The sequence below is a fragment of the Isoptericola jiangsuensis genome (genome assembly GCF_048320105.1).
Lineage (GTDB): Bacteria > Actinomycetota > Actinomycetes > Actinomycetales > Cellulomonadaceae > Isoptericola > Isoptericola jiangsuensis_A.
In genome coordinates this window covers 1,792,935-1,810,198 of sequence record NZ_CP182942.1, presented here as the reverse complement: position 1 = coordinate 1,810,198, position 17,264 = coordinate 1,792,935, and the positions used below count along the sequence as shown (strand labels likewise).

Sequence of the window (17,264 nt, the reverse complement as noted above, 5' to 3'; positions counted from 1 at the left end):
GAAGTTTGGCGAATCTTCACGTAGCGTGAAGCCATGACGGGTGAACCAGCGTCGGGCGCGCCCGACCTCATGACTCTCGGCCGACGGGTGCGGCACGCCCGCACCGCGCGCGGCCTGACCCTGGACGCGCTCGGCAAGCAGGTCGACGCGGCCCCCAGCCTGCTCTCGCTCGTGGAGAACGGGCGGCGCGAGCCCCGCCTGTCCCTGCTGCGCGCCATCGCCGAGGCCGTGGACACCCCGCTCGCGGACCTCCTCGCGGACGAGCCGCCGTCGCGCCGTGCGGCACTCGAGATCTCGCTCGAACGCGCCCAGCGGGGACCGCGGTTCGCCGCCCTCGGACTGCCGGCCCTCAAGCCCAGCCAGAAGCTGCCCATGCCCGTGCTGGAGCACCTCGTCGGCCTGCACGACGAGCTCGTGCGCCGCGACGAGGAGGCCGTCGCGACCCCCGAGGAGGCGCGGCGCGCCAACACGATGCTGCGCCGCGAGCGCCAGGAGCGCGGCAACCACCTGCCCGAGATCGAGGCGATCGCCGAGGACATGACGCGGCGCGCGGGCTACACCGGCGGCGCGCTCACGCACCGCACCGTGGCCCGCATCGCCGAGGGGCTCGGGCTGAAGATCCTGCACGTCGACGACCTGCCGCGGTCCGCCCGGTCCGTGACCGACTGGAAGCACGGGCGGATCTTCCTGCCCCCGCGTCCACGCCGGGCGGGCACGGGCTGCGTTCCCTGGCGCTGCAGGCCGTCGCGCACCGGGTGCTGGACCACGAGCGGCCCCGCTCGTACGCGGAGTTCTTGCGCCAGCGCGTCGAGATCACCTACTTCGCCGCGGCGTGCCTCATCCCGCAGACGGCGGCGGTGTCGTTCCTCGACCAGCGCAAGAAGGCCAAGGACCTCGCGGTGGAGGACCTGCGCGACGCGTTCGGCGTCACCCACGAGGCGGCGGCGATGCGCCTGACGAACCTGGCGACCGTCCACCTCGGCATCCCGCTGCACTTCCTGCGGGTGGGTGACGACGGCGCGCTGTTCCGCGGGTACGCCAACGACGGTCTCCCGCTGCCGCAGGACGTCACCGGCGCGATCGAGGGCCAGCTCGTGTGCCGGTGGTGGCCCGCGCGGGAGGCGTTCACCCGGGGCGACCGCGCCGCGGAGTCCTACCAGTACACGGACACCCCGGAGGGCACGTTCTGGGACTCGATGCAGACGGGTGCCGGCGCCGACGGTCGCCGGTTCTCCATCACCGTCGGGGTGCCGTACTCGCACGCCAAGTGGTTCCGCGGTCGCGACACGCAGGTGCGCCGGGCGTCGACGTGCCCGGACCCGGCGTGCTGCCGGCGGCCGCCCGCCGACCTCGCGGGCCGCTGGGAGGACTCGTCGTGGCCCAGCGCGCGCATGCACCAGCAGGTCCTCGCGGCCCTGCCGCGCGGGGTGTTCCCCGGCGTCGACGACACCGACGTCTACCGGTTCCTGGACCGGCACGCCCCGTCCGAGGAGCCCGCAGCGCCGGAGGCCGCGAGGTAGCACGCCACGGCGCGCGGGGGGCGGGTCGGCGCGCTACCTCGCGGCGGAGGTGTCCGTCTCGGTGGCGCCCGTCTCGGTGGCGCCCGAATCGGTGGTGTCCGTCTCGGTGGCGTCCGTGTCCTGCAGGTCCAGGCGCACGGTGCGGATCCGCTGCTTCTCCACCTCCACGACGGTGAGCGTGCCGCCGTCCGCCGTGACGACGTCGCCCGGCTCGGCGAGTCGCCCCAGCTCGGCGAGCACGTACCCGGCGACCGTCTCGTACGGGCCCTCCGGCAGCTCGACGTCGGTGCGCCGCGCGAAGTCCTCCAGGGTGAGACCGGCGTCGACCTCGCCCGCGGCGAGCTCCTCCCCGCCGCCCGGGTCGTGCTCGTCGCGGATGTCGCCGACCAGCTCCTCGAGCAGGTCCTCCAGCGTGACGATCCCGTCGGTGCCGCCGTACTCGTCGCGCACCACGGCCAGGTGGGTCTGGGCACGCTGCATCGCCGACAGCGACGGCAGCAGCCGGTTCGTGCCGGGCAGCTCCAGGACCGGCCGGACGACGTCGCGCAGCGTCCGGTGCGCCTCGCCGTCGCCGGTGCGCACCAGGTCGCGCACGTGCGCGAACCCGATGACGTCGTCGAAGTCCTCGCCCATGACGGGGTAGCGGGAGTACGGACCGTCACGCGTCTCGGTGATGGCGTCGTCCACCGACGTCGTGGCCTCCAGGAAGACGACGTCGCCGCGCGGGCGCATCACCTCCGCGAGGGTGCGCTCGGTCGCGAGGAACACGTCCGTGAGGATGCGGCGCTCCTCCTCGTCGAGGCCGGGGTGGGCCGAGACCAGGTCGCGCAGCTCCGTCTCGGTGATCTCCTCCGAGCGGGCGTCCGGGTCACCGCCGAGCAGGCGGACGACGGCGTTCGTGGAGCGGGAGAGCAGCCAGATCACCGGGCGCATGAGCACGGAGAACCGTTCGAGCGGCGGCCCGACGACGAGCGCGAACTGGGTGGAGCGCTGCAGCGCGATCCGCTTGGGCACGAGCTCGCCGAGCACCAGGGAGGCGTACGCGATGAGCAGCGTCATGACCACCAGGGCGACGGTCGACGCGAGCCCGGGCGCCAGGCCGGCCGCCTCGAGCAGCGGTGCGACGTCCGGCGCGATCGTCGAGGCGCCGTAGGCGGCCGAGAAGAACCCGGCGACGGTGACGCCGATCTGCACGGCGGCGAGGAACCGGTTCGGGTCGCGGGCGACGCGGGCCACGCGCCGGCCGCGGGGGCCTCGCTGCTCGAGCTGGTCGATCTGGCTCTCGCGCAACGACACCAGGGCGAACTCGGTGCCGGCGAACACACCTCCCAGCAGCACGAAGCCCAGGACCAGCGCAATGTTCCACCAGGTGTCGGCGTCCACGATCTCCCTCCGGGTCGGTCACCACCCTGGCGGTGATGACGCGCCAGTGCAACGCCGGGCGCCCGCGGATGGTTCCGCCGGTCAGCTCCGGCGGGCCGCGCGCGCCCGGAGGTCGGCGCCCCGGGACGTCGCCGGGTCCCGCGAGGGGAGGTCCGGCAGCGCCTCCTCGTCGAGCCAGCGGTGCAGGAGGTCGTCGACGTCGGCCCGGGGTGCTGTCAGCTCTGCCGCGACCTCCGCCGCGAGGGAGCGCAGGTCGCCGGTCGTGGCGTGCCCGTGCCGGTACCGGTCCGTCCAGGTGCGCAGCAGGCCGAAGAACGCGTCGTCGCCGAGCACGAGGCGCAGCGTGTGCAGGGTGAGGGCGCCGCGCTTGTAGACCCGGTCGTCGAACATGTGCCGCGGGCCCGGGTCGGCGAGCACCAGGTCCTCGTCGAGCTCGGACAGGCGGCCGTGGTGCTCGCGGGCGAGCTCGTCCGCCGTCGGACCACCGGACGCCTCCGACCACAGCCACTCGGCGTAGCAGGCGAACCCCTCGTTCAACCAGATGTCCTGCCAGGCCCGCACCGACACGCTGTTGCCGAACCACTGGTGGGCCAGCTCGTGGGCGACCAGCCGGTCCGACCCCTTGGTCCCGTCGAGGTGGTTGGCGCCGAACACCGAGGTGCCGTGCGCCTCCAGCGGGATCTCCAGCTCGTCCGGGGTCACGACCACCGTGTACGCCGCGAACGGGAAGGGGCCGAAGAGCCCCTCGAACACGGCGAACAGCTCGTCGTGCCGGTCGAGGTCGTGGGTGACACCGGCGGCGTGCGCGGACGACCGGGCCACCTGGGCCTGCCCGCCCAGCGCCACCACGTCGTAGGGCCCCACCTGCACGGTGGCGAGGTAGGTGCACATCGGTTCGGTGCGCTCGAACGTCCACGTGCGGGTGCCGGCACGACGCCGCACGTGGCGCAGCGGCGCGTTCGCCACCACGGTGTACGCGGCGTCGGCGGTGACCGTGAGGTCGTAGGTGGCCTTGTACCCGGGATGGTCGTTGCACGGGAACCACGTGGGCGCCCCGGTGGGCTGCCCGGCGACGAGCGAGCCCTCGGTGAGCTCCTCCCAGCCGACGTCGCCCCAGGTGCCCCCGTCGGGCGCAGGGTTCCCGGCGTACGTGATCTCGACCGTGGCGGTGCCGTCGGCCTGCAGGGGTTCGGCCAGACGGACCCGCACGGACCGCTTGCGCTGCGTGAAGCGGGCCCGCGCGCCGTCGACCTCGACGCGGCCGACCCGCAGACCCACGAGGTCGAGGCGCAGCTCCTCGACGGTCTCCAGCGCGCGGACCTCCAGCGTGGCGCGGCCCTCGAGCCGGTTGGGCTCCACGCGGTAGCGCAGCCCGAGGGTGTAGTGGTCGACGACGTAGTCGCGCGCGCCGTGGTGCGGCACGTACGGGTCGGGGTCGCTCGCGCGGCTGTGCAGCATGGTGGGAGATTACCTATCCCTCGTGCGTCGTCGTCGGCCAGGGGGACACCGGGTTGCCGTGCCAGCGCGAACCGGCGGGCAGCACCTCGCCGCGCATCACCAGGGACGCGGGTCCGGCCACGGCGGTGCGGCCGAGGCGCGTGGCGGGCAGCACCACCGAGTGAGGGCCGACGGTGGCGCCGTCCTGCAGCTCCACGGTGCCCAGGCTCATCACGCGGTCGTGGAACAGGTGGGTCTGCAGCACGGTGCCCCGCCCGACGACGGCGCCGTCGCCGAGGCGCACCAGGTCGCCCTCCGGCAGCCAGTACGTCTCGCACCACACGCCGGAACCGACGCGCACGCCCAGGGTGCGCAGCCACCCGGTGAGCAGGGCCGTGCCGGTGACGTGGTTGGCGAACCAGGGGGCGGCGACCACCTCGGTGAACGTGTCGGCCAGCTCGTTGCGCCACACGAAGCTGCTCCACAACGGATGGTCGCCGGCCCGGAAGCGGCCGACGAGCAGCCACTTCGCCGCCGACGTCACCAGGGCGGCGACGACGCCGGCCACCAGCAGCGCCGCACCGGCCGCGACGCAGGCCACGGTCCAGCCGGCCGCGTGCGCCGACTCCAGCAGCACCGTGACGACGGCGGTGGCGAGCGCCGCCGAGACGATCACGGCGGCCAGGCGCAGCACCTCGACGGCGCCCCGCGCCCAGCGCAGTCCGTGCCGGGGGTCGAACGTGAGGCCCTCGTCGGCGTCGTCGGCCGCGGCGCGGCGCAGCAGCACCGGTGGGCTGCCGATCCACGACGACCCCTTGCGGGCCTTGTGCGGGGCGGCGGACAGCACGGCGACGAGCCCGTTCTTGGGGACGCTGCGGCCGGGGGCGGTGATGCCGGAGTTGCCGAGGAAGGCGCGGCGCCCGACCTTGGCGCGCGCCACGCGCATCCACCCGCCGCCGAGCTCGTACGGCGCGACCATGGTGTCGTCGGCGAGGAACGCGCCGTCGGACGCCTCCATCATCGACGGGATGCCGACCACGGTGGACGCCTCGACGTGCTTGCCCATCCGGGCGCCGAGCAGTCGCAGCCAGCCGGGGGTGAACACGCTGGAGTACAGCGGGAACAGGGCGGTGCGGGCGGAGTCCATGACGCGTTCGGTGCACCAGGCCTGCCAGCCGACGCGGCTGCGCACCGGATGGAAGCCCTCGGTCATGCCGAGGCTGAGGAGCCGCACGAGGACGAGGGTGAGCAGGGCGTAGGCGGCGAAGCCGGCGAGCGCCGCCAGCGGGACGCGACCGGCCGCGGCGACGGCCTCGGCGGCGGGTCCGGCCAGGTCGGCGGGGGCCGGCCCGCCGAGCAGCACCAGCACCCCGACGGTGATCGCGGTGACGGGCAGCAGGGCCAGCAGGACCCCGCCGAGCGCGTACATCAGCACCCAGGCGGCACTGCGGGCGGGGCGTTCGGCGGGCCAGGGGTGCTTGACCTGGCTGCGTCGCCGGGTCGCGGGAGACCCCTCCCAGTACTCGTCGCGTCCGGTGGACCCGACGACGGCGGACCCGGCGGCCACGTCGGTGCCGCGGCGCACGCGCGCGCCGGGCAGCAGCACGCTGCGCGCCCCGACGGTGGCGCCGCGACCGATCGACACGGACCCGACGTGCAGCACGTCGCCCTCGATCCAGTGGCCCGACAGGTCGACCTCGGGCTCGACGGCGGCGCCGTCGCCGATCTTGAGCAGCCCGGTGACGGGCGGCAGGCTGTGCAGGTCGACGCCGCGGCCGATCCGCGCGCCCAGGGCGCGGGCGTAGAGCCCGACGAACGGCGCCGCGGACACGGTCATGCCGCCGAGCGCGTCGACGAGCCGTTCGGCGAGCCACAGGCGCCGGTGGACGGATCCGCCCCGCGGGTGGTCGCCGGGGCGCACCCCCGCCAGGAGGAGGCGTGCCCCCAGGGCGGACAGGGCGAGCCGGCCGAGCGGGAGCACGAGCAGCAGCCAGGCGACGAGGACCGTCACCCCGGGCAGGTCGGGCAGGGTGGCCACGACCCGGGCGGCGCCGGAGGAGGCGTCCAGGAGCCCTGCGTCGACGGCGCCGCGGGCGGCGACCACCGCCAGCGCCGTCCAGGTCGCCCAGCGCAGCCCGGTGACCAGGCGGAGCACCACGAGCATCACCTGCTGGAACAGGTGCGTACGGGCGGTGGTGAGCGGGACGGGGGAGGTGGGGTCCGCGGTCGCGGCGTCGGGCAGCGGCCCGCCCGAGGCGTCGAGGTGGTCCGCGAGGTCGGCGACGGTGGGGTGGGCGTACAGGTCCGCGACGGTCGCGGCGGGGTAGCGCTCGCGCACCGCGGAGACCACCTGTGCGGCGGTGAGGCTGCCGCCGCCGAGGTCGAAGAAGTCGTCGTCGGGCCCGGTGGGGGCCACGCCGAGCACCTGCGCCCATCGGTGGGCGACCCACGTGGCGGTGGGGCCGCCGAGGTCGGCGTGGCCCGCACCCGCACCCGCGCCCGGTCCGGCGCCGGGGGGCGTGCCGGTGCGGTCCTCGGTGAGCGGCCACGGCAGGGCGTCGCGGTCGACCTTGCCGCTGGTCCGGGTGGGGATCTCGTCGACGACGCCGAGCAGGGGCACCAGCGCGGCGGGCAGCACGGCGCGCAGGTGGGCGACGAGGGCGGGCGGGTCGAACGTGGCGGCGTCGTGCGGCACGACGTACCCGACGATCACCTGGTTGCCGGCGGCGGAGCGACGGACCGCGGCGGCGGCGGCCGAGACCTGCGGGCCGTCCAGCAGGGCGGAGTCGATCTCGCCGAGCTCGATGCGCCGTCCGCCCACCTTCACCTGGTCGTCGGCGCGGCCCACGAAGACCAGGCCGTCGGGGTCGTTGACGACCAGGTCCCCGGACCGGTAGGCCCGTTCCCAGCCGAGCGTGGCCAGGGCGGCGTACTTCTCGGCGTCCTTGGCGGGGTCGAGGTAGCGGCCCAGCCCGACGCCGCCGATGACGAGCTCGCCCGTGGCACCCTCGGCCACGGGGGCGCCGGCGCCGTCGACGACCACGAGGTCCCAGCCGTCCAGGGGCAGGCCGATGCGGATCCGGCCGGCACCGTCCAGGGGCGCGGCGCAGGCGACGACGGTCGCCTCGGTGGGGCCGTAGGTGTTCCACACCTCGCGACCGGGGCCGACGAGGCGGGCGGCGAGCTCCGGCGGGACCGCCTCGCCGCCGAAGATGAGCAGCCGCACGCGTTCCAGGTCGGTGGCGGGCAGCAGCCCGGCCAGGGTGGGTACGGTCGAGATCGCGGTGATGCCGCGCTCGGCGACCCAGGGGCCCAGGTCGAGGCCGGTGCGCACGAGCGCCCGGTCGGCGGGGACGAGGCAGGCGCCGTGCCGCCAGGCCAGCCACATCTCCTCGCAGCTCGCGTCGAAGGCGACCGACAGGCCGGCCAGGACGCGGTCGCCCGGGCCCAGCGGGGCGTCCTGGAGGAACAGGCGGGCCTCGGCGTCGACGAACGCGGCGGCGCTGCGGTGGGTGACGGCCACACCCTTGGGGACGCCGGTCGAGCCGGACGTGAAGATGATCCACGCGTCGTCGTCGGGGCGTGGCGGCGCGGGATCGTCGTCGGTGGCGGAGGCGTCGTGCGTGCGGGCACCGGGTCCGGGGGTGACGGCCCCGTCGTCGCCGACGACGGCGACGACGGCCGCCTCGCCGAAGACGAGCTCGGCGCGTTCCGCCGGGTCGTCGCGGTCCACCGGCACGTAGGCGGCTCCGGCCCGCAGGACGGCGAGGACGGACAGGTACAGGTCGGCGCGGCCGGAGGTGGCGCGCACGCCGACGCGGTCACCGCGCCGGACGCCCTGGCGGGCCAGCGCCGTCGCGCGCCGGGCGACCTCGGCGCCCAGCTCGCCGTAGGTCCACGAGCGGTCGTCGTCCTCGATGGCGGGGGAGCGGGGGTGGTCGCGGACCGTGGCGTCGAGGATGTCGATCAGGGTGCGTTCCGGGGGAGTGCGGTCGCTGCCGAGCAAGGCGGAGATCGGGGACACACGGGCCTCTCTGGCTCACGGACGGGTGCGTCTACACGCGGATCGTACGGCCCGCGCTCCGTGGCCGCCCGGTGGGTCTCGTCGGGTGGGCCGTCGGACCGACCGGTGGGGCGCTCTCTAGGATCGGGGCGTGACCACGAGCCCCGTCCCCGTCGAGAACGCCGCGCTCTCGTTGCGCCAGGTGGCGTACGAGTCGCTCAAGGCGCGCATCATTGGGCTCGACCTGCACCCGGGGCAGCGGCTGGTGGAACGGGACATCGCCACGGAGCTGGGTGTCTCGCGGGTGCCGCTGCGCGAGGCGCTGCACCAGCTCGAGAGCGAGGGGCTCGTGGTCCTGGTGCCGCGTCAGGGCGCGCTGGTGGCCCCCTTCACGCGTGCCGACGTCGAGCACCTGTTCGAGGTGCGCGAGAGCGTCGAGGTGCTGGCGTTCCGGCTGGCCGCGCTCAAGCGGTCGGCGGCGGACCTCGCGGCGATGGCCGCGTCGGTGCAGGCGGCGCGGGACGCGCTCGCCCGGCGGGACGACGCCGCGACGGCGGCCGCGAACGCGGGTTTCCACGCGGTGGTGGTCCAGGCGTGCGGCAACCCGTTGCTGCGGTCGATGCTCGCCCCGCTCGACGCGCGGGTGCGCTGGCTCTTCCACCTGACCAAGCAGCGTGACACGCACGAGCAGTGCGACGAGCACGCGGCGATGCTGGCGGCGATCGAGGCGCGGGACGCGGACGCGGTCGCCGACCTCGCGCACCGGCACGTCACCTCGGGCCGGGAGCCCAGCCTGGCGCTCGCCGAGACGTGGGCGTCGGCGCCGATCGACCCGGTCGAGGTCACGCGGACGCGCAACCGGGGCCGGCAGAACGCCTGAGGCGCCGCGCGGGGCCGGTTCGGTCACGCAGCATTTACGGTCGATTGACGCATCGGAAACACGGGGCCAGCAGACTGCGAATTAGTGGTATACCGCTAACTCGACCTGGAGGACCCATGCGCAGCATCCGCCCCGCCGCCGGCACGACCCGCCCCGCCGTCCGCCGTTACGCCGCCCTCGGCCTGCTCCTGGCCGGCAGCCTCGTCGCCCTGACGGCGTGCGCCAGCGCCGACGCCGAGACCGGTGAGAACACCGTGGCCGACGGCGGCGAGGCGCTCGCCGTCGGCGTCTTCCTGCCCGGCTCCACCTCCGACACCGGGTTCATGGAGTCGGCCTACCTTGGCTACCAGCGCCTCGAGGAGGACCTCGGCGACGAGGTCGACCTGTCGTTCGTGGAGGAGGTCGCCGCCGCCGACTACGAGCAGACGCTCGTGCGGTTCGCCAGCACCTCCGACCTGGTGATCTCCGTGGGCGGCCAGACCGACGCCGACCTGCGCAAGGTCGCCCCCCAGTTCCCGGACGTGAAGTTCGTCGAGATCGGCGGACCCTCCGACGCCGAACCCCTCGACAACCTTGCCTACTACGACCCGCAGCAGGCCGAGGCCGAGTACCTGTCCGGGGCCGTCGCGGCGCTGTCGTCGGAGTCGGGCACCATCGGCTTCATCGGCGGCGTCGAGCTGCCCGCCATCGTCAACGCGTCCGTCGCGTTCGCGAACGGTGCCGAGGCGGCCGTCCCCGGCACCGAGGTCGTCACCCCGCAGTACCTCGGCGACTTCAACGACCCCGCCAAGGCCAAGCAGGCCGCCGCCGCCAACTTCGGCGTCGGGGTCGACGTCGTGGGCCAGATCGTCAACCTCGGCAAGCAGGGCATCGAGCAGGCCGCCCAGGACGCCGACGCCCACATGATCGGCGGGCCCATCCCCGGCGAGTGCGCCGACGACAGCCCGTACGTCGGCTACGTCCGAACCGACATCGGCACGGAGGTCGAGTACGCCGTGCAGTCCGTGCTGGACGGCACGTGGGAGGCCGCGCAGGTTCCCTTCGGCCTCACCTCCGACCTGGGCGGCACCGAGTTCGTGCTCTGCACCGACGACGCCGAGACCGTCGCCGCCCTCGACGAGGTCACGACGTCCCTCGCCGGCGGCGAGGTCGCGCCCTACTGAACCCGCCCGCCCTGCTGACCCGCCCGACGCCCACCCGCCCACCCGCCCGCCGGTCCGGGGCGGGTGGGCCCCCGAGAGGAGCCGAGCATGCCGACGACCCTTCCGCCGACCACGACGCCGCCCCTGCTGCCCGACGCCGACCCCGCCACCCCGGCGCTCGCCCTGCGCCGCGTGACCCGGGTGTTCGGCAGCCACACGGCGCTCGACGCGGTCGACCTCGAGATCGCGTCCGGCGAGGTGCACTGCGTGCTCGGGGAGAACGGCGCCGGCAAGTCCACGCTGTGCAACATCGTGTTCGGGTCGCTGCCGCCCACCGCCGGCGAGGTCCTCCTCGACGGCGAGGCGTTCGCCCCGACGTCGCCCGCCGACGCCCTCGCCCGCGGCGTGGCGATGGTCCACCAGCACTTCTCCCTGGTGCCCACCCTGACCGTCGAGGAGAACCTGCTGCTCGGCCGCGGCGTGCGCCGGCTGCGGCCGGACCGGGTCGGGCTGGCAGCCCGCCTCGCCGTCATCGACGAGACCCTCGGGCTGCAGGTCGACCTCGCCGCACGGGCCGGCACGCTGAGCGTCGGCGCCCGCCAGCGGGTCGAGATCGTCAAGGCGCTGCTCGACGACCCCCGCCTCCTGCTGCTCGACGAGCCGACCGGCGTGCTCGGCCCCGACGAGGTCGACAGCCTCCTGGCGACCTGCCGCCGGGTCGCCGAGGCCGGCACCGCCGTCGTCCTGGTCACCCACAAGCTCGCCGAGGTCATGCGCGTCGGTGACCGGGCCACCGTGCTGCGCGGCGGGCGCGTAGTCGGCGGCGGACCCCTGGCCCGCCCCGACGCGGCCGGCGAGGTCCCGGCCGGCGGGCTCGCCGCGGCCGACCTCGTCGGACTCATGGTCGGCCGGGACGCCGCCGACCTCGACGCCCTCCTCGCCGCGAGCGTGGGTGTCGTCGACCAGGCTCCCGACGTCGTCCCCGCGGCCTCGGTGCCGGAGTCGATGGCCCAGGTGCCGGCGACGACGGCACCGGTGCTCGCCGTGCGCGGCCTGGTCGTGACGGACACGATCGGCGCGCGCCGCGTCGACGGCGTCGACCTGGAGGTCCGCCCCGGCGAGATCGTGGGGATCGCCGGGGTGGAGGGCAACGGGCAGAGCGAGCTCGTGGCGGCGCTGTCCGGGGCCATCCGGCCCGCCGACGGCCACGTCCTCCTCGACGGGACGGACGTCACTCGGGCCGCACCCCGGCGTCGGACCGCGCTCGGCCTGGGCATCGTGCCCGAGGACCGCCACCACGAGGCGGTGGTGACCGGCCTGAGCGTCACCACCAACCTGCTGCTCGGCCGCCTGCACCGGTTCCGCCGGTACGGACTCCTCGACCGGCGCTCCATGGCCACGACGGCGGCCGAGCTCGCGCGGCGCTTCGACCTGCGAGCCGCGTCCCTCGACAACCCGATGTCCTCGCTGTCCGGGGGTAACCAGCAGAAGGCGGTCCTGGCCCGCGAGCTCAGCCTCGACCCGCTGCGCTGCGTCGTCGCGGCCCAGCCCACCCGGGGGCTGGACCTCGGTGCCGTGGACGCCGTCGTCGGGCACCTGCGGGCCGCCGCCGCGGCCGGGGTCGGGGTGCTCGTCGTGTCCAGCGAGCTGTCCGAGCTGCTCGTGCTGTGCGACCGCGTGCACGTCGCCTACCGGGGGCGCCTGCTCGGCCCCGTGCCCACCGATGCCACCGACGCCCGCGAGCGCGTCGCCCACCTCATGACGGGAGCCGCGGCATGACCGCCCCGACCACGACCACGGGCCCCACGCCCGCCGCCGGACCGCCACCGGCCACGACGCCCCCGACCCCGAGCAGCCGGCCGCCGGCCGCCCGGACCCTGACCGTCCGGCTGCTCGACGCGCGCCCCGTGCTCGTCCCGCTGGTCGCCGTGCTCGGCGCGCTCGCGGTGAGCACCGGGCTCGCGGCGCTCGCGGGAGCGACGCCGGTGGAGGCGGCGACGGCGCTCTGGGACGGCATGGTGGGCACGCCGTACGCGATCGGTTCGTCGCTCAACGTCGCCGCCGTGCTCCTGCTCGTGGCGACGGGGTTCCTCGTCGCGCACCGTGCCGGCCTGGTCAACGTGGGCGGCGAGGGGCAGATCTGCGTGGGTGCCGTCGCGGCCACCGCCGTCGGCACCACGCTGCCGGCCGGCGTGCCGGCGCTCCTCGCGCTGCCGCTGCTGCTGCTCGCCGCGGCGGCGGGCGGGGCGGCCTGGGCGTCGATCGCGGCGTGGCTCGCCGTGCGCCGTGGCGTCAGCGAGGTCATCACGACCCTCCTGCTCAACTTCGTCGGCGCGGCCGTCCTCGTCCTGAGCGTCCACGAGGAGGCCCTGCTGCGCCAGCCGGTGACCAGCTCGGAGACGCTGCCGCAGTCCGCCCCCCTCGTGGAGGGGACGCACCTGCCGCTCCTCGGGCTGCCGGACTCGCCCGCGACCGTCGCCGTGGTCCTCGCGCTCGTCGGTGCCGCCGCCGGAGCGTTCGTGCTGCGCCGTACCGCGACCGGCGTCCGGCTCGCCGCGGTCGGCATGTCCCGTCCCGCGTCGCTGCGCCTCGGGCTGGGCGTGGACCGACTGCGGTTCTCGTCCCTGACGGCGGCCGGGGCGGCGGCCGGACTGGCCGGCGGCGTCCTCGTCGCGTCCGCCCCGCACGTCCTCGACGACGGGCTGTCCTCCGGGTACGGGTTCTCCGGGCTGGTCGTCGGTCTGCTGGCCCGGGGCTCGTTCACCGCCGCCGTCGGTATCGCCACCGTGCTCGGGTTCCTCACCTCCGGCGGCATCAACCTGCAGCTCGCCGCAGGCGTCCCGGCGTCCATCACCCAGATCCTGGAGAGCCTCATCATCCTCGGCGTCGCCGGCACGGCGATCTGGGCCGTCCGGCGCACCCCCCGCGGCGCCGCCCGCCGACCGGGCACTGGACGGTTCCGGCGCCCTCGCACCACGACGGAGGCCACCTCATGATCACCGACCTGCTCGTCGCGAGCATCGCGCTCGCGATCCCCGTGCTCGTCGCCGCGAGCGGAGAGCTCGTCGGGGAACGCGCCGGCGTCCTGACCATGAGCGTCGAGGGCATGATGCTCACCGGCGCGTTCGCCGCCGTCGTCGGCGCCACCGCGAGCGGTTCGGCGCTGACCGGCGTGGCCTGCGGGGCGCTCGCCGGCCTGGGCGTCGGCCTGCTGCAGGCCGCCCTGTCCGTGTGGCTGCAGGCCGACCAGATCGTCACCGGCCTGGCGGTCAACGCGCTCGCGCTCGCGGGCACGACGTTCGGAGCCCGCCTGCTGCTGGAGCGCGGCACCGCGGTGCCGGGCTTCTCCCGCGTCGAGATCCCGTTCCTCGCGGACGTCCCCGTGATCGGCCCGGCCCTGTTCCGCCAGACGGGGCTCGGGTACGCGCTCGTCGGCGTGGTGGTCGTGCTGGCCGTGCTGACGTCCCGGCGCACCGGCTGGGGGCTGGCGGTCGACTCCGTCGGGGAGGACGCCGTCAGCGCGGACCGGTCCGGCATCCCCGTGCTGCGCGTCCGGTTCGCCGCGGTGCTGGTCGTCGGGGTGCTGTCCGGTCTCGCGGGCACCCAGCTCGCCCTGTCGGAGGTGCACACCTTCACCGACAACATCACCGCCGGCACGGGCTACCTCGCCGTGGTGGCCGTGATCGCGGGCAGCTGGCGCCCGGTGGGCGTGGCCGTCGCCGCCGTCGTCTTCGGGCTCGCGCAGGCGCTGCAGTTCACGCTGCCCGCCCTGGGCGTGGACGTGCCGTTCGCGCTGCTCGTCATGCTCCCGTACGTGCTGGCCCTGCTCGCCGTGGCGGGACTGGTCAGCCACAGCCGCCCGCCCGCCGGGCTCACCCGGTCGTTCGTGCGCTCCGGGCGGCTCGCGTGAGCGCCCGCCCGGCCCCCACCGCACGCCCTGCCCGCTCCCGCCCTGCCCGCCCGTCCCCTGGAGGCCCCGTGCCGCTCGTCCTGACCCGCTCCGACCTCACCGGCCTCGTGACGCCCGCCGACGTCGTCGCCGTCGTCGAGCAGGCGTTCGCCGACCTCGCGGACGGCACCGCGGCCCAGGCGCCGCTCAGCGTCGCCGCCCTGGACGACGCCGCGCACTTCCTGCCGATGACGGCGGTCTCGCGGCGGGCCGGGCTCGCCGGGTCCAAGCTCCTGGCCGACGTCCCCGGCAACCGGGAGCGCGGACTGCCCGCCCAGCGCTCCGTGCTCGTCCTCGCGGACGCCGACGACGGAGCACCCGTCGCGATCCTCGACGGCGGCCTGCCGACGCGCCTGCGCACCGCGGCGGCGAGCGCCGTCGCGACCCGCTGGCTGGCCCGCCCCGACGCCCGCGTGCTCGGCCTGGTGGGTGCCGGGGGGCTGGCGCTGGAGCACGTGAGCGCCGTCGCGGCCGTGCGGCCGCTGGAGCACGTGCTGTTCTGGACCCGGTCGGACGGCACGGCCGCGGCGTTCGCCGAGCAGGTGGCCGCACGCCACCCGGAGCTCAAGGTGACGCGGGTGGACTCCCCGCGCAGCGCGGTGGGGTCCGCGGACGTGGTGTGCACGCTGACGCCGTCGCGCGAACCGGTGGTGCTCGGCGAGTGGTTCCACCCGGGCCTGCACGTCAACGTCGTGGGCGCGCCGCCGCGGGCGGACCACCGGGAGGTCGACGGCGAGGCGATGCGGTGCTCGCGGGTCGTGGTGGACTCCGTGTCGACGGCGCTGCACGAGTCCGGTGACGCCCTGCTCGCCATCGCCGAGGGGGCGATCGGCGTCGACGCGTGCCGGCTCGAGCTCGGTGACGTCGTCACGGGGCGGGCGGTCGGACGCGGCAGCCCCGAGGAGGTCACCCTGTTCGACTCGGTGGGCCTGGGGCTGCTGGACGTGGTGATCGGCCGGCTGCTCGTGGACGCCGCGCGCGCCGCAGGTCGCGGGCTGCCGGTCGAGCTGTCGGCATGATGGGCACCATGAGCGAGCTGCCGCACGACGACCGCACCCATCTCGACCACGCGCTGCGGATCGCCCGCGAGACCCTCGCGGAGGGGAACAAGCCGTTCGGCGCCGTCCTCGTCGCGGCGGACGGGCGGGTGCTGGCCACGGGCCGCAACGCCGTCGCGCGGACGGGGGACCCGACCGCGCACGCGGAGCTCGACGCCGTGCGCGACGTCGGCGCCGCCGACCGCGCCGCCGTCGTCGGCGCCACGATGTACGCCAGCGGGGAGCCGTGCCCCATGTGCGCGGCGGCGCTGGTGTGGTCCGGCGTCGCCCGCATCGTGTTCGGCAGCGCGGCACCGGACATCCGTGCCGTGGTGCCGGGCCCGCCGGGGTTCAGGCTCCGGTGCGCGGACGTCGTGGCGGCGTCGGACGCCGTGGTCGACGTCGTCGGGCCCGCGCTGGGGGAGGAGGGCCTGGCCCCGTTCCGCGAGCCGGCCCGGGCCTCGGCGGACCGGACCCGGTGACCGCGAGGTAGCGCGCCGCCTCGGGGAGCGCGTGCTCTCCCTCGGTGGGGCGCTACCGCGTGGTGGGGGAGCTCGTGGCGGGGCGCGGGCCGCCCCGGGCGTCCATCCGGGCGAGCAGCTGCGCCAGCACGTCACCGGCGCGCAGGCCGTCGTGCTCGAACTCGTTGGTCACCCACGCGCGCGCCCCGGGGATCCGGGCCGCCGTGTCGAGCGAGAGGTCCGCGTCGACGAACATGTCGTCGAAGTACACCGCAGCCTCCAGCGGGACCTCGTTCGCGGCCAGCACGTCCAGGTCGTACAGGTCGCCCCAGTCGTCGCGGCGGGCGAGCGCGTGGGCGGCGTCGTGGAACGGCCGCAGCGCCGCGACCTGGTCGAACATCCAGGGGTAGATCATCTCGCCGGTGAACAGCAGCGGTCGTTCGTCCGGGTGGAACGCGCCGTCAGAGTCCCGCACGCGCTGCGCGGCCCACGCCGTCGGCCCGTCGCCCGCCTGGGCGTAGATGGACTCGTGCAGCACGGCGTACATCGGGTTGGTCGCGAACGACGTCGCCGCCTCGAGCTCCGCCAGGAACGTGTCCGTCAGGTCGTCGGGGACGCCGTCGTCGAACGCCTCGTCGACGATCCAGTGCACCCGCTCGAAGCCGGGACCCATGCCGAACGCCATGCCCAGGCTCTGGAACCGTTCGACGCTCAGCAGGTCCCCGCCGGGCAGGCGCACGTCCCCGACGGCGATCCGGTCGGCGATGCGCGCGACGCGTCCGACGTCGCCCGGGTAGCGCTCGCGGTAGAGCGCGTTCTTGGCGACGACGCGCGCCTGGGTGCGCTCGTAGACCTCCTCGGCGCTCGCGGTGACGCCCGCGAGCCCGCCGGTGACGTACGACGCCGCGAGCCCCTCGGGCGCGATCGACAGGTAGGTCAGGGTGAGGAACCCGCCGTACGACTGCCCGAGGCTGGACCAGCGCCGTCCGCCGTAGACCTCGCGCCGCACGTGCTCGGCGTCGCGGACGATCGAGTCGGCGCGGAAGTGCGTCAGGTGGTCGGCCTGCGCCGCGCCGTCGCCGAGCGCGGCCAGGGCGCCGGCCCGCACGGCGGACGACCGGCCGGTGCCGCGCTGGTCCAGCAGCACGACGCGGAACCTCTTGAGCGCCTCGCCGACCCAGCCCTCGGCGCCCGTGGGCCGGGGGCCCTTGCCGCCGGGGCCGCCCTGGAGGAACACCAGCAGGGGCAGGTCGTCGGCCCGCTTCGTGGGGTCCACGAGCTCGCGGACGAACACGCTCAGCGTGCGTCCGTCGTCGGGCCGCGACCAGTCCAGCGGGACGCTCAGGGAGCGGTCGGTGACGTGGACGCCGGGCAGGGTGTACGAGACGGTGCTGCTCACCGGTCCAGCGTACGAGGGTCCCCGCCGGTCACAGCATGAGTCGCTCATTGTTT

11 protein-coding genes and 1 pseudogene are annotated in these 17,264 nt (G+C 75.5%); 8 read left to right on the top strand and 4 right to left on the bottom strand.

The window, feature by feature from the left end; translation table 11 throughout:
• The first annotated feature begins 33 nt into the window (after positions 1–33).
• Positions 34–1,520: pseudogene (locus tag ACNHYB_RS08555) on the top strand (helix-turn-helix domain-containing protein).
• Between the two features lie 33 nt (positions 1,521–1,553).
• Here the strand turns inward: ACNHYB_RS08555 and ACNHYB_RS08550 are convergent.
• From ACNHYB_RS08550 to ACNHYB_RS08540, 3 genes are all read right to left on the bottom strand, one after another.
• Complete coding sequence (locus ACNHYB_RS08550) at positions 1,554–2,903, bottom strand: hemolysin family protein (RefSeq protein ID WP_418274925.1); 1,350 nt, start codon at positions 2,901–2,903, stop codon at positions 1,554–1,556.
• A gap of 81 nt (positions 2,904–2,984) precedes the next feature.
• Positions 2,985–4,361, bottom strand: coding sequence for a M1 family metallopeptidase (locus tag ACNHYB_RS08545; RefSeq protein WP_418274924.1), 1,377 nt, complete (start codon positions 4,359–4,361; stop codon positions 2,985–2,987).
• A gap of 13 nt (positions 4,362–4,374) precedes the next feature.
• On the bottom strand, positions 4,375–8,364 hold the full coding sequence (locus tag ACNHYB_RS08540) for a Pls/PosA family non-ribosomal peptide synthetase (RefSeq protein WP_418274923.1): 3,990 nt from the start codon (positions 8,362–8,364) through the stop codon (positions 4,375–4,377).
• Between the two features lie 130 nt (positions 8,365–8,494).
• On the opposite strand from ACNHYB_RS08540, the gene ACNHYB_RS08535 reads away from it, so the two are divergent.
• The 7 genes from ACNHYB_RS08535 to ACNHYB_RS08505 all read left to right on the top strand — a co-directional run bounded on the left by ACNHYB_RS08535 (position 8,495) and on the right by ACNHYB_RS08505 (position 15,833).
• A complete protein-coding gene (locus ACNHYB_RS08535) occupies positions 8,495–9,223 on the top strand; it encodes a GntR family transcriptional regulator (RefSeq protein WP_418274922.1) in 729 nt (242 codons plus the stop codon).
• 116 nt (positions 9,224–9,339) lie between these two features.
• A complete protein-coding gene (locus ACNHYB_RS08530; protein ID WP_418274921.1) occupies positions 9,340–10,386 on the top strand; it encodes a BMP family ABC transporter substrate-binding protein in 1,047 nt (348 codons plus the stop codon).
• 87 nt (positions 10,387–10,473) lie between these two features.
• Entirely contained in the window at positions 10,474–12,144 is a 1,671-nt protein-coding gene (locus ACNHYB_RS08525) for an ABC transporter ATP-binding protein (protein WP_418274920.1), read from the top strand.
• Entirely contained in the window at positions 12,141–13,361 is a 1,221-nt protein-coding gene (locus tag ACNHYB_RS08520; protein ID WP_418274919.1) for an ABC transporter permease, read from the top strand. Before ACNHYB_RS08525 ends, ACNHYB_RS08520 begins: the two co-directional genes overlap by 4 nt.
• Entirely contained in the window at positions 13,358–14,275 is a 918-nt protein-coding gene (locus ACNHYB_RS08515; protein ID WP_418274918.1) for an ABC transporter permease, read from the top strand. Before ACNHYB_RS08520 ends, ACNHYB_RS08515 begins: the two co-directional genes overlap by 4 nt.
• 68 nt (positions 14,276–14,343) lie before the next feature.
• On the top strand, positions 14,344–15,333 hold the full coding sequence (locus ACNHYB_RS08510; protein WP_418274917.1) for an ornithine cyclodeaminase family protein: 990 nt from the start codon (positions 14,344–14,346) through the stop codon (positions 15,331–15,333).
• Between the two features lie 8 nt (positions 15,334–15,341).
• Complete coding sequence (locus ACNHYB_RS08505) at positions 15,342–15,833, top strand: nucleoside deaminase (protein ID WP_418274916.1); 492 nt, start codon at positions 15,342–15,344, stop codon at positions 15,831–15,833.
• A 52-nt stretch (positions 15,834–15,885) separates the two neighbouring features.
• Here ACNHYB_RS08505 and ACNHYB_RS08500 read toward each other — a convergent pair whose 3' ends face one another.
• On the bottom strand, positions 15,886–17,211 hold the full coding sequence (locus ACNHYB_RS08500) for an alpha/beta fold hydrolase (RefSeq protein ID WP_418274915.1): 1,326 nt from the start codon (positions 17,209–17,211) through the stop codon (positions 15,886–15,888).
• Between the last annotated feature and the right edge of the window lie 53 nt (positions 17,212–17,264).

Coding starts and splice junctions, on each gene's coding strand:
- ACNHYB_RS08545 (WP_418274924.1), bottom strand. CDS start 4,361: ATGCTGCACAGCCGCGCGAGCGACCCCGACCCGTACGTGCCGCACCAC.
- ACNHYB_RS08530 (WP_418274921.1), top strand. CDS start 9,340: ATGCGCAGCATCCGCCCCGCCGCCGGCACGACCCGCCCCGCCGTCCGC.
- ACNHYB_RS08525 (WP_418274920.1), top strand. CDS start 10,474: ATGCCGACGACCCTTCCGCCGACCACGACGCCGCCCCTGCTGCCCGAC.
- ACNHYB_RS08520 (WP_418274919.1), top strand. CDS start 12,141: ATGACCGCCCCGACCACGACCACGGGCCCCACGCCCGCCGCCGGACCG.
- ACNHYB_RS08515 (WP_418274918.1), top strand. CDS start 13,358: ATGATCACCGACCTGCTCGTCGCGAGCATCGCGCTCGCGATCCCCGTG.
- ACNHYB_RS08505 (WP_418274916.1), top strand. CDS start 15,342: ATGAGCGAGCTGCCGCACGACGACCGCACCCATCTCGACCACGCGCTG.